General features: G+C 68.4%; 18 protein-coding genes and 1 pseudogene. 7 read left to right on the top strand and 12 right to left on the bottom strand.

The window, feature by feature from the left end:
• Window positions 1-198, top strand: a pseudogene (locus tag Q7V15_RS07165) (hypothetical protein); the annotation flags it as partial.
• A gap of 21 nt (window positions 199-219) precedes the next feature.
• Here the strand turns inward: Q7V15_RS07165 and Q7V15_RS07160 are convergent.
• The 4 genes from Q7V15_RS07160 to Q7V15_RS07145 all read right to left on the bottom strand — a co-directional run bounded on the left by Q7V15_RS07160 (window position 220) and on the right by Q7V15_RS07145 (window position 4,223).
• A complete protein-coding gene (locus Q7V15_RS07160) occupies window positions 220-1,773 on the bottom strand; it encodes a class I adenylate-forming enzyme family protein (RefSeq protein ID WP_304754758.1) in 1,554 nt (517 codons plus the stop codon).
• A gap of 83 nt (window positions 1,774-1,856) precedes the next feature.
• Window positions 1,857-2,384, bottom strand: a complete 528-nt coding sequence (locus Q7V15_RS07155) for a YcbK family protein (RefSeq protein ID WP_304754757.1) — start codon at window positions 2,382-2,384, stop codon at window positions 1,857-1,859.
• A 32-nt stretch (window positions 2,385-2,416) separates the two neighbouring features.
• Window positions 2,417-3,832, bottom strand: coding sequence for a murein L,D-transpeptidase (locus tag Q7V15_RS07150; protein WP_304754756.1), 1,416 nt, complete (start codon window positions 3,830-3,832; stop codon window positions 2,417-2,419).
• A 34-nt stretch (window positions 3,833-3,866) separates the two neighbouring features.
• On the bottom strand, window positions 3,867-4,223 hold the full coding sequence (locus Q7V15_RS07145) for a CZB domain-containing protein (RefSeq protein WP_304754755.1): 357 nt from the start codon (window positions 4,221-4,223) through the stop codon (window positions 3,867-3,869).
• A 230-nt stretch (window positions 4,224-4,453) separates the two neighbouring features.
• Here Q7V15_RS07145 and Q7V15_RS07140 point away from each other — a divergent pair, with 230 nt between their 5' ends.
• The gene (locus Q7V15_RS07140; RefSeq protein ID WP_304754754.1) at window positions 4,454-4,990 is read left to right on the top strand and encodes a cytochrome c family protein; all 537 of its coding nucleotides are present in this window, start codon (window positions 4,454-4,456) and stop codon (window positions 4,988-4,990) included.
• 198 nt (window positions 4,991-5,188) lie between these two features.
• Here Q7V15_RS07140 and Q7V15_RS07135 read toward each other — a convergent pair whose 3' ends face one another.
• From Q7V15_RS07135 to glpK, 4 genes are all read right to left on the bottom strand, one after another.
• Complete coding sequence (locus Q7V15_RS07135) at window positions 5,189-8,311, bottom strand: efflux RND transporter permease subunit (RefSeq protein WP_304754752.1); 3,123 nt, start codon at window positions 8,309-8,311, stop codon at window positions 5,189-5,191.
• Window positions 8,308-9,441, bottom strand: coding sequence for an efflux RND transporter periplasmic adaptor subunit (locus Q7V15_RS07130; protein WP_304754751.1), 1,134 nt, complete (start codon window positions 9,439-9,441; stop codon window positions 8,308-8,310). Before Q7V15_RS07130 ends, Q7V15_RS07135 begins: the two co-directional genes overlap by 4 nt.
• Window positions 9,442-9,678: 237 nt before the next feature.
• A complete protein-coding gene (locus tag Q7V15_RS07125; RefSeq protein ID WP_304754750.1) occupies window positions 9,679-10,449 on the bottom strand; it encodes a class II aldolase/adducin family protein in 771 nt (256 codons plus the stop codon).
• A 75-nt stretch (window positions 10,450-10,524) separates the two neighbouring features.
• A complete protein-coding gene (gene glpK / locus Q7V15_RS07120; RefSeq protein WP_304754749.1) occupies window positions 10,525-12,036 on the bottom strand; it encodes a glycerol kinase GlpK in 1,512 nt (503 codons plus the stop codon).
• Window positions 12,037-12,165: 129 nt separating this feature from the next.
• Here glpK and Q7V15_RS07115 point away from each other — a divergent pair, with 129 nt between their 5' ends.
• The 3 genes from Q7V15_RS07115 to Q7V15_RS07105 all read left to right on the top strand — a co-directional run bounded on the left by Q7V15_RS07115 (window position 12,166) and on the right by Q7V15_RS07105 (window position 14,703).
• Complete coding sequence (locus Q7V15_RS07115; RefSeq protein WP_370689790.1) at window positions 12,166-13,293, top strand: DUF2336 domain-containing protein; 1,128 nt, start codon at window positions 12,166-12,168, stop codon at window positions 13,291-13,293.
• Window positions 13,294-13,360: 67 nt separating this feature from the next.
• Window positions 13,361-14,143 carry an NAD kinase gene (locus Q7V15_RS07110; protein WP_304754747.1) on the top strand — a complete coding sequence of 261 codons (783 nt, stop codon included), beginning with the start codon at window positions 13,361-13,363 and terminating at the stop codon, window positions 14,141-14,143.
• A gap of 65 nt (window positions 14,144-14,208) precedes the next feature.
• Window positions 14,209-14,703 (top strand): Hpt domain-containing protein, encoded by a 495-nt coding sequence (locus Q7V15_RS07105; RefSeq protein WP_304754746.1) that lies wholly within the window; start codon window positions 14,209-14,211, stop codon window positions 14,701-14,703.
• 18 nt (window positions 14,704-14,721) lie between these two features.
• Here the strand turns inward: Q7V15_RS07105 and Q7V15_RS07100 are convergent, their stop codons facing one another.
• Together Q7V15_RS07100 and Q7V15_RS07095 are read right to left on the bottom strand one after the other, a co-directional pair.
• On the bottom strand, window positions 14,722-15,507 hold the full coding sequence (locus tag Q7V15_RS07100) for an NUDIX hydrolase (protein WP_370689789.1): 786 nt from the start codon (window positions 15,505-15,507) through the stop codon (window positions 14,722-14,724).
• 47 nt (window positions 15,508-15,554) lie between these two features.
• On the bottom strand, window positions 15,555-16,694 hold the full coding sequence (locus tag Q7V15_RS07095; protein ID WP_304754745.1) for a DUF2336 domain-containing protein: 1,140 nt from the start codon (window positions 16,692-16,694) through the stop codon (window positions 15,555-15,557).
• Between the two features lie 210 nt (window positions 16,695-16,904).
• Between Q7V15_RS07095 and Q7V15_RS07090 the strand changes: the two genes are divergently transcribed.
• Together Q7V15_RS07090 and Q7V15_RS07085 are read left to right on the top strand one after the other, a co-directional pair.
• Window positions 16,905-18,650, top strand: a complete 1,746-nt coding sequence (locus Q7V15_RS07090; RefSeq protein WP_304754744.1) for an ATP-binding protein — start codon at window positions 16,905-16,907, stop codon at window positions 18,648-18,650.
• Between the two features lie 112 nt (window positions 18,651-18,762).
• The gene (locus Q7V15_RS07085) at window positions 18,763-19,971 is read left to right on the top strand and encodes a CaiB/BaiF CoA-transferase family protein (RefSeq protein WP_304754742.1); all 1,209 of its coding nucleotides are present in this window, start codon (window positions 18,763-18,765) and stop codon (window positions 19,969-19,971) included.
• A gap of 30 nt (window positions 19,972-20,001) precedes the next feature.
• Here Q7V15_RS07085 and Q7V15_RS07080 read toward each other — a convergent pair whose 3' ends face one another.
• Window positions 20,002-20,826, bottom strand: a complete 825-nt coding sequence (locus Q7V15_RS07080) for a transglycosylase SLT domain-containing protein (RefSeq protein ID WP_304754741.1) — start codon at window positions 20,824-20,826, stop codon at window positions 20,002-20,004.
• A 36-nt stretch (window positions 20,827-20,862) separates the two neighbouring features.
• Window positions 20,863-21,853: FAD-binding oxidoreductase (locus tag Q7V15_RS07075; protein ID WP_304754740.1), on the bottom strand; the 991-nt coding region annotated here is incomplete at its 5' end.

Below are 21,853 nucleotides of genomic sequence, written 5' to 3'. Positions count from 1 at the left end.
CCTGAAGGCGGCGACGCCCGCCCCCACCGCGGTCCGCCGCGGGATCGACCCCGCGGCGACGGCCCGCCGCCCCGGGGCCCGCGCACCGGTCCTCCGGGCGCAGGCTTCGCCGGCCCCAAGGGTCCGAAAAAGCCCTGGGACCCCACCGCGCCCAAGGGCCCCAAGGGCCCCGGCAAGCCCCGCAAGCCCCGGGACTAAGACCCAATCAGGGACCTGCGCTCAGGCTGTGAGCGCAGGTCCCTTATAGCTGTCGCGCAGGTCCTTCTTCAGGACCTTGCCGATGTGGCTGCGGGGCAGATTGTCGATCAGCACCACATCGGCCAGGCGCTGAGTCTTGCCGACCCGGGCGTTCAGCCAGGTCTTGATGTCGTCCGGCGTCGCGGTCTTGCCCGGGCGCAGGGTGACATAGGCCACCGGCGTCTCGCCCCAGCGGTCAGACGGCACGCCGACCACGGCCGATTCCAGCACGTCCTCATGCTTGGCCAGCTCCAGCTCCATGTCGCTGGGATAGATGTTGAAGCCGCCCGAGATGATCATGTCCTTCTTGCGGTCCATGAGCGTCAGGAAGCCATCCTCATCGAAGCGGCCCACATCGCCGGTGCGGATGAAGCGCAGGCCGTCTGGGCTGTACCACTCGGCGTCGCGGGTCTTGCCGGGCTGGTTGTGGTAGCCGACCATCATCGCGCCCGAGCGGCCGACCACCTCCCCCACATGGCCCTGGGGGACCTCCTTGCCGTCCTCATCGATCAGCCGGATGTCGTGGCCATTCATGGGCTGGCCGACCGTGTGCAGCTTGTCGGGGTGTTCGTGGGCCACCAGCATGCAGGAACCGCCGCCCTCGGTCATGCCGTAGAACTCGATCAGGCCGCCCGGCCAGCGCCTCAGCACGTCGGCCTTCACCTCCGGCGAAAAGGGGGCCGAGGTGGAGAATTTCAGGACAAAGCTCGACAGGTCATAGGTGTCGAAGTCCGGCCGCTCCATGATCCGGCGATACTGGACCGGAACCAGCATGGCGTGGGTCGCGCGGTGCTGGGCCGACAGCTTGAGGAACTTCTCGGCGTCGAACTTGGGCATCAGCACGGCGGTTCCGCCATTGCCGAGGGTGGGGAGGAAGCTGACCAGGGTGGTGTTCGAATAGAGCGGCGTCGAGATCATGGTCACCGCATCGACCGAATAGATGCCCCGCCGCACCTGCCCCCAGCGCATGGCGTGCGGCTGGACGATCCCCTTGGGCGTGCCGGTGGTGCCGGAGGAATAGATGATGTTGAACGGGTCGTTCGGCCCCACCTCGACGGCCTGGGGCGCAGCGCCCTCAGGCGCCAGCCAGTCTTCGAACGCCACCCCGGCCGAGGGGGAACCATCCAGGGCCACCCGCCTGGCGGTGATCTGGTCAGCCACCGGCTCCAGCAGGGCCGCGACGCCCGCGTCCAGGAAGAAGACCTTGGCCCCGCAGTCGTTGAGCATCATCACCAGGCTGTCGGCCGTGGACGACGGCGCCAGGGGGGCGGCGGCCGCCCCGGCCCGCAGGGCGCCCATGAAGACCGCGGCATATTCCAGCGAGGTGGTGGCGCAGATGGCGGCCGCTTCATTCGGCCCGACCCCGTCGCGCTGCAAGGCCGCGGCGATGCGGTCCATCAGGGTGTTAAGGCCGGCATAGTCGACGGACCGCTCCCCATCCACCAGGGCGAGATGAGTCGGACGGTCGCGCCCCTGGGCGGCGATCAGCGCCGAAAGGGTCCCGAAGTCCTGGGCCATGAGTTCTTCGGTGGTCATCGGCGCGTCCCTTTCCCGGATGTCTTTTCGGGAGTGGGCATATCGCGGAAGGCCGCCGGGCGGCAACCGCGCCGGCTTGTGTCTCAGCCGTTCCAGCGCCGGACGCGGCCGACATCCACATGGACGAAGTCAGAGCCCGGATAGTAGCCGACGCCGCCGGACTGGAGCGCCCAGGCGGCGTCCCGCAGGCGGGCGAGGTCGACGCCGGGCATGCGGATGTCCATGGCCAGGCCATCCATGTGCAGGCTGCGCTTGGCCACGCCCCCGCCGCCGGACTGGCGGAGGGCTTCGTTGGTGCGCGGCGAGCGGTAGCCGGAGATGACCTGAACCGGCTGGGCGGCGAACTCCGCCTGCAGGCTGGCCACAAGATCGAGAAGCCCCGGCGCCATGTCGTGGGTCTCGCCGGTGCGATGGTCGCGCAGCACCTTGGCCAGGCCGGCCAGCGCGTCCTTCACATAGGCGCCGGCCTCCCAATAGGTGGCCGCCAGGCGCTCGCCGGTGTGCAGGTTCAGAACCGACAGGTTGCGGCGCGCAGGGCTGGCGGCCAGGGCGGGCGTCGCCAGCGGCAGGGTGAGCGCGGCGCCGATCAGGGCGCGTCGGTTCAGAGACATGTGACCTCCTGGAGACCCAAGCCTAGCAGGCCCTAGCCCGCTGAGGAGGCGCATTCGCTCTGTGGCGGCGCCATGTCGCGGTCAAGCTGCGCCAGGACCTGGCTTTGCAGGGCGGCGGTGAGCTGGGCGTCCCAGCCATAGGGGTCGGCCAGCAGGTGCAGACCCGCCTCATTCACGAAGGCCGTGCTGTAGACCACCAACACCGGGACCCGCGTGGCGAGGTCCACCCGGCGGGTCTGACCCTGGGCGATAGCCCCGTCCACTGTCTCCCGGGTCCAACCCTGGCTCGCCAGCAGCAGGGTCGCCAGCTCCCGGGGTTTTTCCAGGCGCATGCAGCCGTGGCTGAGGGTGCGGACGGGTCGCGCGAACGCCGTACGGCCAGGGGTGTCGTGCAGATAAACGCCAAAGGGGCTCGGCATGTCGAACTTCACCTGGCCCAGGGAATTGGTGGGTCCGGGCCGCTGCTGCAGCCGGCCATCCCGATAGGTGAAGTTGTTGCGGGCCAGATAGCCGGGATCGCGAGCCGCTCGGGGCAGGATCTCGCCGTTGGCGATGGAAGCCGGCACGTTCCACGGGGGATTGAAGACGACGGTCTCGATCTGCGAGGCGAACATGGGCGTCTTGGTGGCCGGCGCGCCCACGATGATGCGCATGTCGAGGACGCGGACGCCCTCCATAAAGACGGCGGCCCGGGCCGCGCCGACATCGGCCTCGATCCGGGAGGCGGGCAACGGCCGGGGCAGCCAACGCCACCGCTCCAGATTGGCGTCGATCTGCGCCAGCCGCCCCTGGGCGCTGACATTCAGCGCCGAAAGGGTGGCCGGGCCAACCACGCCGTCAGGCTCCAGCCCCCGCAGGCTCTGATAGCGGCGAACCACGGCCTCAAGGGCTGTGTCATAAACGATCGGCGACCTCGCCGGCGCATCGACCGCCGCGGCGGGATCGGCCAGGGCTTCGAACCCCTCCGCCGCCAGCCGCGCGCGCAGGACCTCGATCTGCGGTCCGACATCGCCCGGTCGCAGGACGCCTGAGGATAGTGTCGGCCAGCCGCCGGCGGCGACCTTGGCCGCATAGGTTCGCCGGGCCGCCACAAGATGACCGTAGCGGGGATCGGCGGGCGAGAGGCCGGCGATCCAGGCCTCCACCGCGCCCTGAGCCTGGGCTGTCGCCCACTCGGCCGGAATGTCCCGACTGGCCGGTCCAAGCGTCCACAGCCGATTGACCTGCGTCGGCCGTTTGATACGCCCCGCCTCCCGCTCCCCATAGGCCAGCAGTTCGGCGACCAGGTCGTCAGAGCCCAGGGGACCGTCCAGCGCAGCAGGAGGTTCAGGCGCCTGACGCAGGAGGCCGAGAACGGCCGTCCGCTCTGGAACCGACAGCGGCGCGGCCGCGGCGCTCGCGGCGCTGGAGATCAGGAGGATGGCGGCGCACAGAGGAAGCCAGGTCATGCCTCATCCTAGCACGCCGCCGACGCCGGACACCTCAGGCCTTGGCCATGTCGCGCTTCAGCCGGGTCAGGGCCAGGCCCACGGCGCTGGAGGCCGCCGCATAGGCGCCGCCAGCGTCCAGCATGGCGCGGGCCTGTTCGGGTTGACGGCGATTGATCACCTCGGCCACGCGACCGGCTTCCCGGTGGAAGTCAGCGTGGCGGGCAAGACTTTCCTGATAGGCCGGCCGTGTCCCCAGCAGGCGCTTGGCGTCCCCGTGCAGCCACCGGCCAAGCTCGCAGCAGTTGTCGGCGCCGATGCTGGCGGCGTCGAGGGTGTTACCCGTCTCGATGGCGGTGCGCAGCTTGATCTTCCATTCGGCGTGCGCGGCCACGGCGTGGTCGAGGTTCATTGAGGTCTCCTGCCTTCCTTGGGTCGATGCCGCTTTTTGCAGCCATGGAGGCCTTGTCGGGCCGGAAGGTTCAACAAAGCTTCACCGCGCCCCCTGGCCTGATGGTCCTGGCTGACTGGCCATGGGGCTGGACTCGGCTGATTTGTTGCGTCGCCGGGGCTGGACGCCATTGCATGGCGCAGGGACTGGGCTAGCTTGCCGCAACTTTTCGTAAGGGGCGCGCGATCTAGATGTTTGACCGAACCAAGATGGCCCTGGCGGCCGCGGGCGTTCTGGGACTGGCGGCCTGCGGCCAGGGCGGCGGCGAGACCCCGCCCGCGGCCAAGACGGCGGCGACCCAGCCAAGCCCGGCGGAGGTTCAGGCCCTGCTGGCCAGCCTGCCGGCGCCCTACAACACCGCAGACCTGGACAATGGCCGGCGGCAGTTTGGGCTCTGCCGCTCCTGTCACACCATCGCCGAGGGTGGACCCAACCTGACCGGGCCCAACCTGCATGGGATGTTTGGGCGACAGGCCGCCTCGGTGACCGGCTACCGCTATTCCGACGCCCTGCAGGCAGCCGACTTCGTGTGGGACGCCGAGCGCCTCAATGAGTGGCTGGCCAATCCGAGGACCTATCTGCCGGGCAATCGCATGACCTTTGCAGGCCTGTCCGATCCCGAAAAGCGCGTGGACCTCATCGCCTATCTGAAGGTGGAGTCGGGCTTTTCATCGGCGGTGACGACCAATGACGCCCCTGACGCGGCGGCGGTCGCCCCAGACCAATAACGCGCGCTTTACGTGCTTATTTTCGACCCACAACCTTGACGGTTGCGCACGGCGTATCCAACTTGGTGGGGTCAGGGCCGCGTAGCATCTGTCGGTCCTGGCGCCGGCGCCTGGTCCTCCCCCGGCCCAGGCGCGCCCCCAATCCTGACGACTTGGCCTTCCTCCCCCCGGGAGGAAGGCCTTTCTTTTTGGCGGGCCCTACTCTGCGGCGTTGGCGACGCGGGCCTGTTCGGCCTCCTCGAAGGCCTCGATCCGCCGCGCCATGTGCTCGGGAGATTTCGTGAACCTGGCCAGCAGGTTGTAGAAAACCGGCACGATGAACAGGGTGAGCAGGGTGGCGAAGATCGCCCCGAAGAAGATCACCACACCGATAGTTCGGCGGGCCTCCCCGCCGGCGCCGCCCCAGACGATCAGCGGGACGGCCCCGGCCGCAGCCGAGATCGAGGTCATGATGATCGGACGCAGACGCAGGGTGGCGGCCTCAATCACCGCCTCTCGGATCGACAGGCCCTCGTCTCGCAACTGATTGGCGAATTCGACGATGAGAATGCCGTTCTTGGCGGCGATCCCCACCATGATGATCAGACCGATCTGACTGTAGGTGTTGATGGTCGAGCCAGCCACCAGCAGGCCGAACAGGCCGCCAAGGGCGGCGACGGGGACGGTGAGCATGATGACGCCGGGATGGATCCAGCTCTCGAACTGGGCGGCCAAGACCAGGAAGACCAGCAGCAGGGCCATGGCGAAGGCCAGTCCCACGGCGCTGCCCGCCTCAAGATAGTCGCGGGCGCCGCCCCCCCAGAGAATACCGACGCCGCCCGGTTGTTTGGCCACCTCGGCCTCAAAGAAGGCGATGGCGTCGCCCATCGTGTAGCCGGGGTTGAGCTGCGCGGTGAGATCGATGGATCTGGAGCGGTCAGTCCGTTCCCGATCAGGGGTGTCGCCACGGACCTCTGTGGTCACCACCGAGGCCAAGGGAATGACCGCGCCGGAGTCCGCGCGCACATAGAGATTGTTGAGGTCTTCCTGACTCTGCCGACGATCCCGTTCGGTCTGCAGGATCACATCATATTCCCGGCCCTCGCGGATATAGGTGGTCGCCCGACGGGACCCGAACATGGTCTCCAGGGCCCGGCCGACAGCCTGAGTTGAAACCCCAAGGGCCGCGGCCTGCTCACGGTTGATGGTCACCAACAGGCGCGGCGAGGTCGGCTCATAGTCGAGGCGCACCCGGGTTAGGCCGGGATTGTTCTCGGCGGCCGCCTGAATCGGCCGCAGCCAGGCGGCGATCTGCTCATAGTCCGTGCCGATCGCCACCAAGTCGACGCTGTTGCCTTCGCTGCCCCGGAGGGCGGGCCGGACGAAAGCGGTGGCCCGAACCGCCGTGATGGCGGAGAATTCTTTGTTCAACTGCGCGGCCAGGGCGTTGGAGTCCATGGCCCCAGGCCCGGTCGGCAAGTTCACATTGGCGTTGCCGGTATTGTACTGAGAGCCGCCGAAGCGAGGCATGGAGATCAGGTAGCGGGTGACCGTCCCGTCCTCATACAGCTCCGCCAGCCGGGCCTCGATCTGCTTGGCGGCCTCGAAGGTATAGTCGTAGCCCGCCCCTTCTGGACCATTGATCGAGATGTCCACCCGGCCGCGGTCTTCCTCTGGCACCAGTTCGCTGGGCAGATAGCTGAAGATCCCGAAGGCGGCGATGGCCAGGACCACCACCAGACTGCCGGTCAACCACGCGGCCAGGCGCTGTCCCAGGAGGAACTCCAGCGACGCGTGATAGGAGGCCCGGAGCCGGGTCATGGCCCCATCGACCGTCCGCGCCACGCGCCCCTGCCCCTGGGCCGGCCTCAGCAGCTTCGACGCCAGCATGGGCGAGAGACTCAAGGCCAGCAGCGAGGAGAAGGCCACGGCCGCAGCCACGGCGACGGCCAGCTCGACGAACAGCCGGCCAATATAGCCCGGCAGGAACATCAAGGGCGCAAAGACCGAGATCAGAACGATGGTGGTGGCCACCACGGCGAAGAAGACCTGGCGGGTGCCCCGCTGGGCGGCCACAGGCGCAGGTTCGCCCTCGTCGATCCGTCGCTGGATATTTTCCACCACGACGATCGCGTCATCCACCACCAGCCCGATGGCCAGGACGAGGGCCAGCAGGGTGAGCAGGTTCAGGGAGAAGCCGAGCGGCGCCAGGACGATGAAGGTCGAGAGAATACAGATCGGGGCGACGATGGTCGGGATGATCGCCGCCCGCCAGGTGCCGAGGAAGATGAAGTTCACTAGGCCGACCACCGCCAGGCAGATGCCCATGGTGAACCAGACTTCTTCCAGGGCGTGTCGCGTGAAGACGGTGAGGTCGACCGCCACATCGATCCGGGTGCCCTCGGGCAGGCCGCGGTTCAATTCGGGCAGGATGGCGCGGACCCCGTCGGATATCTCCAGGTCGTTGGCCTGGGACTGCCGGGTGATGGGGATGCCCACCTGATCGCGGCCGTTCGACCGGAACAGGCGGCGACGCTCGTCGGCCTCCTCCGACACCCGGGCGATGTCGCCCAGGCGCGTGACATAACCCCCGTCGGCGCCGGTGCGCACCGGTAGGCTGGCGAACTCCTCGGGCGTGCTGTAGCCGCGGGCGACCCGGATCGTGAAGTCCTTGGCGGCGGCCTCCAGGGAGCCCGCCGGCAGCTCCAGATTCTGGCTGCTGAGCGCGGTTTCGACATCGGTGACCGTGATGCCGCGCGAGGCCATGGCCTGGGGATCAAGCCAGATGCGCATGGAATAGTTCTGCGCCCCGCCCACCCCTGCCTGGGCCACGCCCGGCACGGTGGAGACCCGCTCCACGATGTAGCGTTGGGCGTAGTCGGTCAGTTGCAGGCGATTGAGCGTCGTCGACGACAGGGCCAGGAACATGATCGGCTGAGCATCAGCGTCAGCCTTGCGGATCTGCGGCGGATCGGCCTGAAGCGGCAGATTGGACGACACACGGGACACGGCGTCGCGCACGTCATTGGCGGCGGCGTCCAAATCCCGGCTGAGCTTGAACTGAATATTGATCCGAGAGGAGCCGTCCCGGGACGCCGAGGTCATCCGGTCGACGCCTTCGATCCCGGCCACCTGTCGCTCGATCACCTCGGTGACCCGCTCCTCGATCACCTCTGAGGACGCGCCGCGATAGTCCGTGCTGATCGAAATCACCGGCGGATCCACCGCCGGCAGCTCCCGGACCGTCAACTGGGTGAAGGAGGCCAGGCCGACGACGCACAGGATGATCGAGGCGACGGCGGCGAAGACCGGACGACGGACAGAGAGATCAGAGAGCGTCACGCGCCAGGGCTTTCGCTGGCGGGCTTGACCCGGGCGACGTCGGCGGCGTCGAGGGTTTCAGCCACCTGGATGGGCTGCCCCCCAGTCACCTTGTTGACCCCATTGGCGACGATCCGGTCTCCATTGGCGAGGCCGTCGCGGATTTCCACAAAGCCGTCCTGCCGGGCGCCGGCCACAACCGGGCGCTGCTCGGCCTGCGTCTTGCCATCGGTCTCGGAGATCACAAAGACGAAGGAGGAGGCGCCCTGGACCGAGACCGCCGCCTCAGGCACCGCCAGGCCTTGGCGCTGTCCCCGGGCCAGGGACACGCGGATCATCATGCCGGGCTTCAGCAGGCGATCCGGATTGGGGAATATGGCCCGAGCTGTGATGGCGCGGGTGGCCTCGTCCACGCGGGTGTCGAGGGTGTCGATGCGTCCCGTGATCATCATGTCGGGATAGGCGTCGGTGCGGGCCTGGATCGTCTGACCAGCCGCCAGGCCCGAGAGATAGCGTTCAGGCACCTGGAAATCGACCCGGACCGCCGAGAGGTCGTCGAGGGTGACGATGGCGGCGCCGGGATTGACCAGGGCGCCAGGCGCGATGTCGGTCAGCCCCACCACGCCGGCAAAGGGCGCCCGGATCAGGCGGTCGCCCCGCCGGGCCTCGGCGGCTGAAAGGTCTGCTCGCGCCGTGAGATAGGCCGCCTCATGCTGGTCGACGGCGGCCTTGGAGGCGAACCCCTGGTCAGCCAGGGTGCGCCAGCGTTGCAGGGTCCGCTCGGCCTCGCCGAGGCGCGCCCGCGCCTGTTCGACCCCTGCATTCTGTTCGGCGTCCTTGAGCTCGACCAGAACCGCCCCTTGAGCCACATACTGGCCATCAGAGAACCGCACCCGTTCGACCAGCTGGGTGGCCGCCGCCGTCAGGGTCACCGACTGGCGACCCTTGGCGACCCCCAGAAGCTCGACCGTATCGGTGAAGGTGTGCGCCTGGACCTGGGTGGCGGCCACGGGCACGCCGCCCCGTCCAGGCCCGCCCGGACCTCCGCCTTGCGGCGCCGCGCCGCCGAAGCCCATCTTCAGGCCGCCGACCACGACCATCAGCCCCAGGATCACCAGCGCACCCACGAGGAAAAAGTGACGTCTTACCAATGCGGGCTCCATCGCTCCGATGAGGAGCGTGCGACAGGCGTGGACCGAAACTGCGAGAATCGTATGTCTGGCTTAGGATGCGACCGGTAACAGAACTATGGCCATACGTTTCTGTGCAGAAACGTATAGCCATTTGGTTCAATATTCGGGCGCGGCGCCGGAAAAGATGCAGGCCGGCGCTGGCCAAATCAGCGACCCTCGGTCCGGGTCATTCCGCCAGGGCTGAGCCCGGCCCGTTCAGGCGTCGTAGCCCGGCGACTCACGATCGAGCCGCCGCAGGCAGCCGGGCCAGGCGAGCTTGCCGCCAATGCCCCGGGCGACCTGGGATTTCACTTCCGTCTGGGCGGCTTCGGGCGCGAACAGGACGTTCTCGCGACCGGCCGAAAGGGCCATGACCTGCTGCTTGCAGGCCCGCTCCAGATAGAACATCCCGATCCAGCAATCGGCGGCGGAATCCCCCACCGACAGGGTGCCGTGGTTGCGCAGCAGCATCAGGGTCTTGTCGCCGATATCGGCCACCAGGCGCTCGCGCTCGTCCAGGTTCAGGGCGATGCCCTCATAGTCGTGATAGGCGAGCCTGGGGAGGACGATCAGGGCGTGCTGCGACAGGGGCAGCAGGCCCTCCTTCTGGGCGGCGACGGCGACGCCCTGGTCGGAATGCAGGTGCATCACGAACTTCGCATCTTCCCGGGCCTCATGGATGGCCGAGTGGATGGTGAAACCCGCCGGATTGATGAAGTAGGGCGTGTCCTGAAGGATGTTGCCCTGCAGGTCGATCTTCACCAGGGACGAGGCTGTGATCTCCTCGAACAGCATCCCATAGGGATTGATCAGGAAGTGGTGCTCGGGCCCGGGAATGCGCGCCGAGATGTGGGTGTAGATGAGGTCGTCCCATCCGTGCAGGGCCACAAGACGGTAGAGGGCGGCCAGATCCACCCGGGCCTGCCACTCCTCGGTGCTCACCTTGCCTTGCAGCGACGTCACGACGCCGGCGGATCCATCGGCCATGGCGGCCTCCCTTGGTTTCTGTTTTCCGGGGCAGAGTCCTCCCGACGCCCCCCATCGTCAAGAGGCGCCCTCCTGTCAGAGCGCGGGCGCGCCGTCGTGGCTCAGCACCCGGCGGACGGCGTCCCTCCACCGGGCCTGTCCAGCCGCCCTGTCGGCGTCAGAAAAGCTCGGATCGGCCGGCTCTGTCGTGGGTCGCGCCGAGGCGGCCGCGGCAAGGTCAGGATAGAGGCCGGCGCCCAGTCCGGCGAACAGGGCCGCCCCCAGGGCGGTGGTCTCCTCATAGCTCGCCCGGGCGACCCTCTGGCCGGTCAGGTCGGCCAGCCGCTGGGCGAACCAGGGACTGCGCGACATTCCCCCATCGATCCGCAACTCCGAACCCGCCCCGAAGGCTTCGGGCGCGTCTGATCGCATCGCGGAGATGAGGTCGGCGGTCTGGTAGGCGCAGGCGTCATAGGCGGCCGCAGCAATTTCCGGCAGGCCGGCGTCCCTGGTGAGGCCCATCAGCGCCCCGCGGGCCTCGGCGTCCCACCACGGGGCGCCCAGACCGGTGAAGGCCGGCACCAGGATCACCGCGTTGTCAGGCCGGGCGCGCCTGGCCAGGGCTTCGGCGGCGGCGGGGCTCTCCACGCCCAGTCCCTCCACCAACCAGCCTATGGCGGCGCCGGCAATGAAGATGGCCCCTTCCAGGGCGAAGGTCGCCTGGCCGTCGATGCGGGCGGCGACGGTGGTCAGCAGCCGGGTCCCTGACTTGGGCGCGCTGCCGCCGGTGTTGACCAACAGAAAGCAGCCCGTGCCGTAGGTGGCCTTCATCTGGCCAGGCGCAATGCAGCCCTGCCCCATCAGCGCCGCCTGCTGGTCGCCGGCGACGCCGCAGATGGGGATGGCCCGTCCCAGAAGGTCTGGCAGGGTCTCGCCGAACAGTCCGGCGCAGTCTCGCACCTCCGGCAGGATGGCGCGGGGCACGTCCAGCAACGCCAGCATCTCGTCCGACCAGACCTGCGCCCGGATGTCGAACAACAGGGTGCGCGAGGCGTTGGTGGCGTCGGTCACATGGGAGGCGCCGCCTGTGAGCTTCCAGATCAGCCAGGTGTCGATGGTGCCGGCCAGCAGGTCGCCCGCCTGCGCCCGGGTCCGGGCGTCCGGCACGTTGTCCAGCAGCCAGGCGAGTTTCGTGCCGCTGAAATAGGGGTCGATCAGCAGACCGGTGACATCGGTCACTCGGGCCTCGGCCCCCTCCAGTCGCAGGGCCTCGCACCTGGCGGCGGTGCGGCGATCCTGCCAGACCACCGCCCGATGCGCCGGAAGACCGGTGTGACGGTCCCAGAGGACCACGGTCTCACGCTGGTTGGTGATCCCGATGGTCGCCACCTCGTCCATCCGCCGACCGGCGGCGGCGACCGCCTGGTTCATCACCTGGACGGCGGCTTCATAGATCTCAATGGCGTCATGCTCGACCCAACCATCCGCCGGATAGTGTTGAGCCAGGGGGATGGCCGCCTCCCCCAGGGCCTTTCCCGACAGATCGAACAGAATGGCCCGGGTGCTGGTGGTGCCCTGGTCCAGAGCAAGGATAAGGGGCTCAGCCACTTGGCATCTCCTCCTGACGCCACCTGGGCGACATATGCGGCAATTTGGTTTGCCGGCGTTTAAACATGTTTTCATGTGCGACCGGCAAATTCCCCACAGCAAGCGGGAAACCTGGAGATCGCCTTGAGCGTGCTCGCGCGGACTGAAGAAATCCTCAGCCTGGCCCGAAGCCGAACGCCCGGCGACCGGGAACGGCTGCTATTGGCTGTAGTTGATCTCTGTGATGTCGCCGACAGCGCAGAGATTATGTCAGCGCCGGCGGTTCAGGACCTCCTGAATTCCATCTTCATGAGCCTGGTGGTCGAGGCCGAGCGCGACATTCGTCGCCGCCTGGCCGAAAAGCTGGCTGTGGTGGATTGGGCCCCGGCGGCCCTGATCAATGTTCTCGCCCTCGACGACATTGAGATCGCCCGTCCGATCATCGCCACCAGTCCGCTGCTGCAGGATCACGATCTGGTCCGCCTGCTGGTCGAGGCCACAGTGGAGCATCAGATCGAGGTGGCGCGACGCCCCCGTATCGGCCAGCCCGTGATTGCGGCGATCCTGCAACAGGCCGAACCCGCCGTGCTGACCGCCCTGGCGGGCAACCATCAGGCGGCTCTGGCGGCCTCGGACATGGCCATGCTGGTCAAGGCGTCGCGGCGGGTCGCGGCCCTGCGTTCGCCGCTGGTCCGGCGGCCTGAGCTCACCGAGGATCTGGCCCTGCAACTGTATGTCTGGGTCGGCCAGTCCCTGCGCCAGTCGCTCGTCTTGCGCTTCCGACTCGATCCCGTCGCGCTGGAGGCGGCGCTGGGTCAGGCGGTGGGAGAGGCCCACGCCGGCGCGCCGGGGGTCGAACCGACCACCGACGCCATAGTCTGGCAGCAGGACGACGAACGCGAGGCGATGGAACGCCAGTTGATCGTCAAGCTGGTGGCCGCCGGCCAACTGCGTCCCGGCTACCTGTTGCGCGCCTTGCGGGAGGGCAAGCTCTCTCTGTTTGTCGGCGCCCTCGCAACCCTGGGGGACTTCCCTCCCGACATGGTGCGACAGGCGATGGACGGCGATCAGCCCGAGCATCTGGCCCTGGCTTGCGCCGCCGTAAACATCGACAAGAGCGCCTTCCCCACCATCCTGGAACTGGTCCGCAGCCTGAATGGCGGTAAGCCCGGCGGCGGGGCCGAGGGGGCGCGGCGCGCAATGGCGGCCTTCGGACCCTTCGCGCCCGATCTAGCGGCCATGGCCTTCAGACGGGCTGTAGGACGTGAAATGGTCTGAGCCTTCGGCGGCCCGGCATGCGATCGGGGTTTGACAAGGCCAGCGCCCTGTCGGCGTTTGGCGGCCCATGTTCAAAGCCGAGCCCATCCTGACCCGCCTGGCCTTCGCCGCCAGTGACCGGCCCGAAGCGCAGGACGCCATGCAGGCGCTCATCCAGCGCTACGGCCAGGTCCCGCAGGATCAGGCCCAGGTGATCGTCGCCCTGGGGGGCGACGGGTTCATGCTGGAGACCCTGCACGGCAATATGGGCGCCCCCAAGCCGATCTACGGGATGAACCGCGGGTCGGTCGGCTTCCTGATGAACGAGTACAGCCCTGATGGCCTGCTCGATCGGATCAACGCCGCCGAGCGGGCCCTTATTCACCCCTTGAGCATGGTGGCGGTGGACGCCCGCCGGCGTCAGCACCGCGCCCTGGCGATCAACGAGGTATCCCTGCTGCGGCAGACCCGGCAGACGGCCAAGCTGCGCATTTCCGTCGATGGCAAGGTCCGACTGAACGAGCTGTCCTGCGACGGCGCGCTGGTGGCCACGCCGGCAGGCTCCACGGCCTATAACCTCTCCGCCCACGGCCCCATCATCCCCCTGGACGCCAAGGTGATGGCGCTGACGCCGATCAGCGCCTTCCGCCCCCGCCGCTGGCGCGGCGCGCTTTTGTCACATGCCGCCCGGGTCAGTTTCGAGATCCTCGAGGCCGATAAGCGGCCCGTCAGCGCCGTGGCCGACAATTTCGAAGTTCGCGACGTCCTGGAAGTGCATGTGGCCGAGAACCGCGACATCAGCCTCGTCATGCTGTTCGACGCCGGCCGCAGCCTCGAAGAACGAGTCCTGGCGGAGCAGTTTTCCGCCTGAACCTTGATCTCATTCGTTGTTAAGCTCTTTCTCCTAGAGTCGGTCTCAATCATCCCAACCAGGAGATGGCAGTGAGTCAGCAGCAGAACACGGGTCAGATGATCCAGGTCCCCAATACGCTTCGCATGAAGGTCGGCAGCCGGTTCGGCGCCGTCGACGCCAGCGCGATCGCCAAGGCTGAAGCTGCGCTCAAGAGCCTGTCTGGCAACTTCGCCGCCTGGCTGCAGGACGAGGTCACCAAGCTTGAGGCCGCGCGCCAGCTGGTGAAGACCGAGGGCGTCACGCCTGAAACCCTCGAAAGCCTCTATCTGCGCGCCCATGACCTGAAAGGTCTGGGGGCGACCTACGAGTTTCCGCTGATCACCCGCATGGCCGGCTCGCTGTGCAAGCTGATCGACGACAAGGACAAGCGCATGGAAGCGCCGATGGTCCTGGTCGACGCCCACATCGACGGCATCAAGGCCGCGGTCCGCGACGGCATCAAGACTGACGATCACCCCGTGGGGAAAATCCTGGTCGAAGAACTGGAGCGCCGGGTTTCGGCGTCAGGCCTGGTCTGAGGCGCAGGCCTCAGTTCCCTACATCCCCGGCAGAAACGGCTCGCTGATCGCGCCATAGCCGGCGCTTTCCGGCAGCACCAGCCGACGGCCGCCAGGCCCCTCATGGATTTCTGGTTGCACGGTCACCAGCGGCCGGCTCCGGGCCTGATCAATGGCCGCCGCGGCGCTGGCCGCCCGCGCCAACATCCCCAGATTCATGCGGGTGGGAAACACCACCTTACGATCTCCCCGTTCGGCGGCGCTCAGGGCCGCGGCTGGGGCGTACCAGCAGGCGTCGACCGTCTCGCGCCCATCACAGACCGCCAGCTGACCCGCCGGGGCGTGGGCCACATAGAACCAGGTGTCGAAGCGTTTGGGCGTCACCGGCGGGGTGATCCACCGGGCGAAGATCGTCAGAGCCGATAGGTCCAGTCGCGCGCCGGCCTCACGGACCACCTCCAGGAAGGGCGTCTCGCCCCGATCGACGGCCTGGCGGAGCGCCATGGGCGCTGGCTCGACTTCAAGGGGGCCGCCCCGGGCGCCAACGGCCAGCAGCAGCCCGGCCTCTTCGAACAATTCACGGATGGCGGCGATACGCAGGCCCCGCTGGTCCGGGTCATGAGCCTCCCAGCCGACCACATGATCACGCCAGGCCTCGTCGTGATCCCCCGGGTGAGACTTGCCGCCAGGAAAGACCAGGGCGCCTGAGGCGAAGTCGATCAGATGGTGCCGCTCGACCATGAGCACCTCGAAGGTGGGGACGTCGCGCAGCAGCATCAGGGTCGAGGCTGGGCGGACAAGGCCGCCCATCGGATCTTGCATCATGGCCGCTATCTGGGCGCAGCCCGCCCGTTCGCCAAGGAAAAGCTTCGTCAGGCCGTTTGCATCGCCGGAAGCGCCCGCTCTGCGAGGCGGTCCATGCGATCGAGGAGATAGTCGGCGTCTTCGCGGGCGCCCACATGGGGCTGGGTGAGGAAGCGTTCGAGCATCTTCTTCTGGAATCGGTCCCGATCCCGGGCTCCACCCTCGAACTCCATGGCGTGGAAGGTGTCGACGCCGGCCCGGAAAGCCGGCAGCAGCCGAGCCGGCAGCCCCGCCCGTTCATAGATGGCCTTCAGGCCCAGGGGGCCAGCGTCATGGATCATCAGCCAGGTGCGATGGTGCGGCACCCCGGCGAGTTCAGCCAGGCCCCACTCGAAGAAGGCCATGTGGCCGTGCGCCAGGGCGCGCAGCATCAGCGAGGCGGTCAGCCGCTCATTGCGATGAAGATGGGCGACAAAGGCCTTGAGGTCAGCGGCTCGGCCCGCCTGGTCCACCAGGTCGAGCGTCGCGCGCTCCTTGGCGCCGGTGGCGATCTGCAGCGCCAGTTCCGGCGAAACCGGGTGATGGGCCAGCAGATGGTCGCGGACCTGATCGCCCACCAGGTCGATCAACTTCTCGGTCACCGACAGGGGCAGGGTCTGGCGATAGGCCACCGCGGCCAACACCCGCTCTGAGCGTTCGAAGCGGGCCAGGACGTTCATCAGGGTGGAATCGGCGAAATCGGCGTTGTCGTTGGAGCACACGACCTCCACCGCACGCTCCACCCCGGTCTCGACAATGACGTCGGTCAGACGGCGCGACAGGCGCGGGCGCTTGGCGATGGCCACCTGACGGATCGGTCCGCCCAGGCGCACGATCTCCACCAGTTCTTCGTCGGTGAAGACCGGCGAAAAGCTGAGAATGGGTTGGCAGACGCTCTCCACATCCCGGGCCAGCTTCAGGGCCACATCGTGCGGGATCAGAGGCGAACTCTTCAGGGTCACCGCGAGCGCGCGGCGAACCAGTTCGGCGGCGTCCTGCGCCATCACCCTCAGGATGTCCTGAGCCAGGACCTGCTCCTCGGGAGTCAGCGGCAGGGTGTCGATGCGCCGGCAGAGCTTGTGGGCGACCAGGGCGCGTTCGTCCGGGGTCGCGCCCTTGACCAGGGTGCGGATGTCTTCTTCGGTGAGCGCCGCCCTCGTTGTGCTCATATACACTTCCCCCCGCCGGGACTCCCGCCCCGTCTCACGACAATGATCGATTAGGCTTAACGGACGGTTTCGAATCCGCCTGTGGATTAACGCTGTTACGTAACCCCCCGCCAACCCTGAGCCTCTACCTTCGCGGGCGTCGCCGCAAAGGACCAGCCCGTGTCATCCAACGCCGATTCTGCTCGGTTTGCCCCACGTGGCGGCGCTTCAGTGTCGCTTCAGGCCCTGGAAGCCCAGACCGCCCTTCTGCCCTACGCCCTGGTGGCGTTTGTGGTCAGCATGCCGGTGTTCGTCTGGGCGGGATCCTACGCGGACAACGCCGCCTGGATGACCGCCAGCTTCGCCCTGTTCGCCATAGCCTGCGGGGCGACCTATGGCGCGGTGAACTGGCTCCGCAGTCCGAAGGCTGAGAATCTGCAGGCCCGGGCCCGGGTGCATATCGTCACAGGGCTGGTCTGGGCCGGCTGCGTCGCCCAGGTGGCCGCCTTCGCTGACGGCGCAGGACCGATGCGGGAGACGCTGCTGCTGATGGCCACCGCCGCTGCGGTGATCTGCATCTTCTTCACCGCCCCCTGGCTGCCCAGCCTGCTGGTGGTGGGGACCGCCGCGGCCGCAGGGCCCCTGATCGCGCTGTTCGCCAGCCCGCACAGTCAGAGCGCCGCGACCCTGGCCTGGGGGGGCGTCGCCCTGGCCTTCGCCCTCGCCCTGATGCTGAATCGGGTGCTGAGACGACAATTCGCCATGGCCGCCGAGCGCGAAGTGCTGATCGCCGATCGGGCCGGAAAGGTCGACGAGGCCAGCCGCCTTGCCCGCTCCAAATCCGATCTGGTGGCCACCTTGAGCCACGAAATCCGCAACGGCCTGACCGGCGTCGCCCATGTCCTGGCCGCCGCGGCCGGACGCAATGGCCGCGCGGCGCCGTCCCGCGAACAACTGTCGGCCGCCCTGGACGCCGTCAGCGACCTGATCGCTGTGCTGAACACCACCCTGGACTCGGAAACCGCCGAGGCCGGCCGTCTGGCCGTCGATATCCGCCCCTTGGACGCGCCGGCCCTGGTCCGCGACCTCATGCTGTTGAACCGGCCCCCGGCCGGAGCCAAGGGGCTGGAACTGAGCGTCTTTGTCGCCCCCGAACTGGTCGAAGGCGGCGGCGCGGCCATGGGCGATCCGGCCCGGGTGCGGCAGATCCTGGCCAATCTGATCGGCAACGCCATCAAGTTCACCGTGCGCGGCCGGGTGGAGGCCCGGCTGGGCCTGACCCCGGACGGCCGTCTCATCATCGAGATCGCCGACACCGGCCCTGGCCTGTCGGCTCCGGAGTTGGAGAAGGCCTTCGAGGCCTTCCATCGCGTGGAGCGCACCAGTGCGGGCGTGCCGGGCGCGGGCCTTGGCCTGTCCCTGTCGCGCCATCTCGCCCGACTGATGCAGGGCGAGTTGACCGCCACCAGCGCGCCGGGGGTGGGCAGCTGTTTCGCCCTGATCCTGGCCTATGATCCCCATGCGACACCACAGACCGACATGGCCTGGGACGAGCCTGAGGAAGCCCAGGCCGATGGACGCAAGCTGCGGATTCTGATGGCCGAGGATGACAGCCTGAATGCCGCCATGATGCGCGCCGTGCTGGAGCAGCTGGGACATCAGGTGGTCCATGCCCAGGATGGTCAGAGAGCTGTGGACCTGGCCCGGGTCTGCGAGTTCGACCTGGCGTTGATCGATGGCCGGATGCCTGGCCTTGATGGCCCGGAGGCCACCGCCGCCATTCGCGCCCTGGACGGACCGATGGGCGACCTGCCGATCATCGCGGTGATCGGCGGCGACGCGGGCGAGGCCCTGGAATGCACCCGGGCCGGCGCTGATGCGGTGCTGCGCAAGCCGGTCAGCGTGACCGCCGTGGCACGCGCCGTGGCCGACGCCACCGCCGCCGCCCGCCGGAGCGTCGCCCGCAAGATCGCCTGACGCAGGGTCACGGCGCAGAACGCCTTTCCCCCTCCGCCGCCCCCGGTCAGTATGGGTCCAACAGGGACCGGCGCCGACCAAGGCGCGGCCACAGGCGGAGGACCAAGGGCTCGTGATACTCAAGGGTTTGAAGGTGGTGGAGTTCGCCACCTATATCGCCGCGCCGGGCGCCGCCGGAATCCTGGGCGACTGGGGTGCCGAGGTCATCAAGATCGAGCGGCCGGGCGGCGACGACATGCGGCACGTCTTCGCCGACGCCAAGAGCGACCTGGGCGCCAATCCGACCTTTGAGATGGACAATCGCGGCAAGCGCTCGGTGGTGCTCGACATCTCCAAGCCGGAGGGCCGCGACGCCGTGGCGAAGCTGGCGGCCAGCGCCGACGTCTTCATCACCAATGTCAGGCCCGCCTCCCTGAAGCGGGCGGGCCTGGATGAGGCGAGCCTGCGGCCGGCCAACCCCCGGCTGATCTACGCCCTGGTCACCGGCTATGGCATGGAAGGGCCCGACGCCCACAAGCCGGGCTTTGACGTCACCGCCTTCTGGTCGAGGGCCGGCGTGGCGCGAATGACCACGCCCAAGGGGGAAGACCCCTTCCTGCTGCGCACCGGATTTGGCGACCACATCACCTCGCTCGCCACCACCTCGGCCATCCTGGCGGCCCTCTATGAGCGCGAGCAGACCGGGGTCGGGCGGTTGGTGCAGACCTCCCTGCTGGCCACCGGGACCTATACGGTGGGCTCGGACCTGGCGGTGCAACTGCGCTTTGGCCGGCTGTCGTCTAACCGCTCGCGGCGCGAGCCGCTGAACCCCCTGGCCAACTTCTTCCAGAGCGCCGAGGGCCGCTGGTTCGTCACCAACCCCCGGGGGGGCTCGGTGGACTGGGCGGCCATGGCCACGGCGGCGGGTCGGCCCGACCTGCTGGAAGATCCGCGCTTTTCCTCCGGACGCCTGCGCAAGGAGAACTCAACGGCCCTGACGGCGGAATTCGATCAGGCTTTCGCCGCCCTGGCCTGGGATGAGATCACCGCCCGGCTGGACTCCGCCGACCTGGTCTGGGCGCCCGTCCAGACCCCGGCGGAGGTCGCCGCCGATCCGCAGGTCCGGGCCTCAGGCGCCCTGGTGCAGGTGGAGAATGCTCAGGGCGGGTTTGGCGATTCGCCGGCCGCTCCGGCTCAGTTTCCCGGCGTCGATCTCAGCCGAAGGCCGCCGCCGCCAGGTCTTGGCCAGCACACCCGGGAGATCCTGGCCGAGCTGGGCTATGGGGAAGACGAGGTGGAGGCGATGATCGCCGCAGGCGCCGCCGGAGCGGAAGAGGCCTAGATAGCCGGCTCCCGCCTATCGGAACGCGATCTAGCTGTCGTCCCGGGCCTCGGACAGCATCCGCAGCATTTCGCTGGAGAACATGGCGCCGCCCAGGCGCTGGCCGACGCCAGCCCCTTCGGCCGGCTGGGAGCCCCGCAGGATAAAGTCCACCAGGGCCTGTTGCTCCCGCTGGGCCTCGGCCCGCCGCGCTGAGGCGTACTGGATGAAGCCCCCTTCGGCCGGGGCGCTTTCGCGGGGGCGCACGGCCTCCCCCGCCCCGCCGGTTCGGGTGAGGTTGGCGTAGACCTCGGCCACGGTGGCCGCCCGTCCGCCCTTATAGAAGATCGAGCGGTTGGCCCGGGCGGCCTCCGGAAACAGGGCCGCCGCGCTGGCGCCCGGTTGGGACCGCGTCGCTTCAATCAGCCTGGCCGATCCGTGCGGCCCCAGAAAATGGGCGGCATAGAGTTCCCCCGCCGTCGGCGCCCGTCCCACCCGGCCTTTCAGATAGGCGGCATGGTCGGTGGCCAGTTCGCCAGCCATCAGGGAGGCCGCCTGCGGGTCGAAGCGCAGGTCCATCACCGTCTGGCGCGCCTCGGCGCCGGCCACCCGGAAGCGGCCATCGGACCCCTTCTGGATCAGGTCGGCATAGCGCGCGTAGCCATATTTCGAGCCATGCTGCTTGAGGGTCGCCAGCCAGGTCTGTTCGACAAACTGGAAGAGGCCCGCCGCTGAGGAGGTCTTGGCCTTGGCGGTGGGATTGTAGCCGCTCTCGCGATGAGCGGTGCCCATGAGAAAGGTGAAATCCACCCCAGTCGCGCTGGAGGCGCGCTGGATGGCGGTTTCAACCACACCTCTGAGACCCTGGACGGACATGGCCCTTCTATTGGCGCCCGCATGGTTAACGCCCCGCTAACCACGTTCTTCGGGCGGCTGGCTGTTGAACCGCCGGGCGTCCAGCCGTCGCGCCCACGGGCCGGGGTCGCCGCCCAGGGCGTAGGCAGCCGCCATCTGCCCCACCAGCGGGGCCAGCAGCCAGCCATTGCGCCGGGCGCCGCAGGCCAGGATCACGCCGGGGGCCGTCACGGGTCCGACAAGCGGCAGACCGTCGGGGGTCGCCGCCCGCACCCCCGCCGCAGCGATCCAGGGCTGCGTCGCCAGGCCCGGAAAAATGGCCGAGGCCTGCGCGGCGAGGTGTTCGGCGACGACGGGGTCCACTGCGGGATCCCGCTGACCGACCTCCATGGTGGCGCCGACCAGCAGGCCCCTTTCGGAAGGGGCGGCATAGGCGCCTGGCCCCCGCAGCACTGGCCCCCCATAGACCAGGCCGGGGTAGCTCAGGATGTGACCCTTGATCGGACTGAGCACCGCGAGTTCCGGGGCGAGCCCGGCATAGTCCCGTGAAGGCCCCGTCGCCAGGACCAGCAGGTCATAGTCGGCCCGGTCAGGAGCCGCGACACAATGCTCGACCCCCAGGGCGGAGACGGCCGCCGACAAACGCCCAAGCCCCCCGGCGTCCACCCGCCAGTCTCCTGAAATCTTCAGACCACCAGCCAGCTCTGGCGCATAACCCCCGTTGAAGTCTGGAAAATCGGCCCGTGCCAGGCGCGCAGGCTCGAGGCCGAAAGCGGCTTGAGCCCTGGCGAGCTGACTGAGGCGCTCGCCGTCTCCCAGCAGGATGGCGCCGGCCCGATGAAGGCTTAACCCCACGGCCTGGGCGAAGTCCGGCCACAGGCGCAGGGCGGCGGTCAGGAGGTCCAGATGGGGCGCGGCGGCCGGATCGGTCAGGGCTTCGCTCACGGGGGCCAGCCTACCCGCCGCCACGCCAGAGGCGTTGGCTTGGGACGACCCGGGATCGTGCAGGCGGACCCTGGCGCCGCCTCGGGCCAGGGCCAGGGCGGTG

It is taken from the genome of Phenylobacterium sp. (assembly GCF_030651755.1).
Lineage (GTDB): Bacteria > Pseudomonadota > Alphaproteobacteria > Caulobacterales > Caulobacteraceae > Phenylobacterium.
The sequence above is the reverse complement of the archived record's forward strand: the minus strand, read 5'-3'. Positions and strand labels throughout refer to the sequence as shown.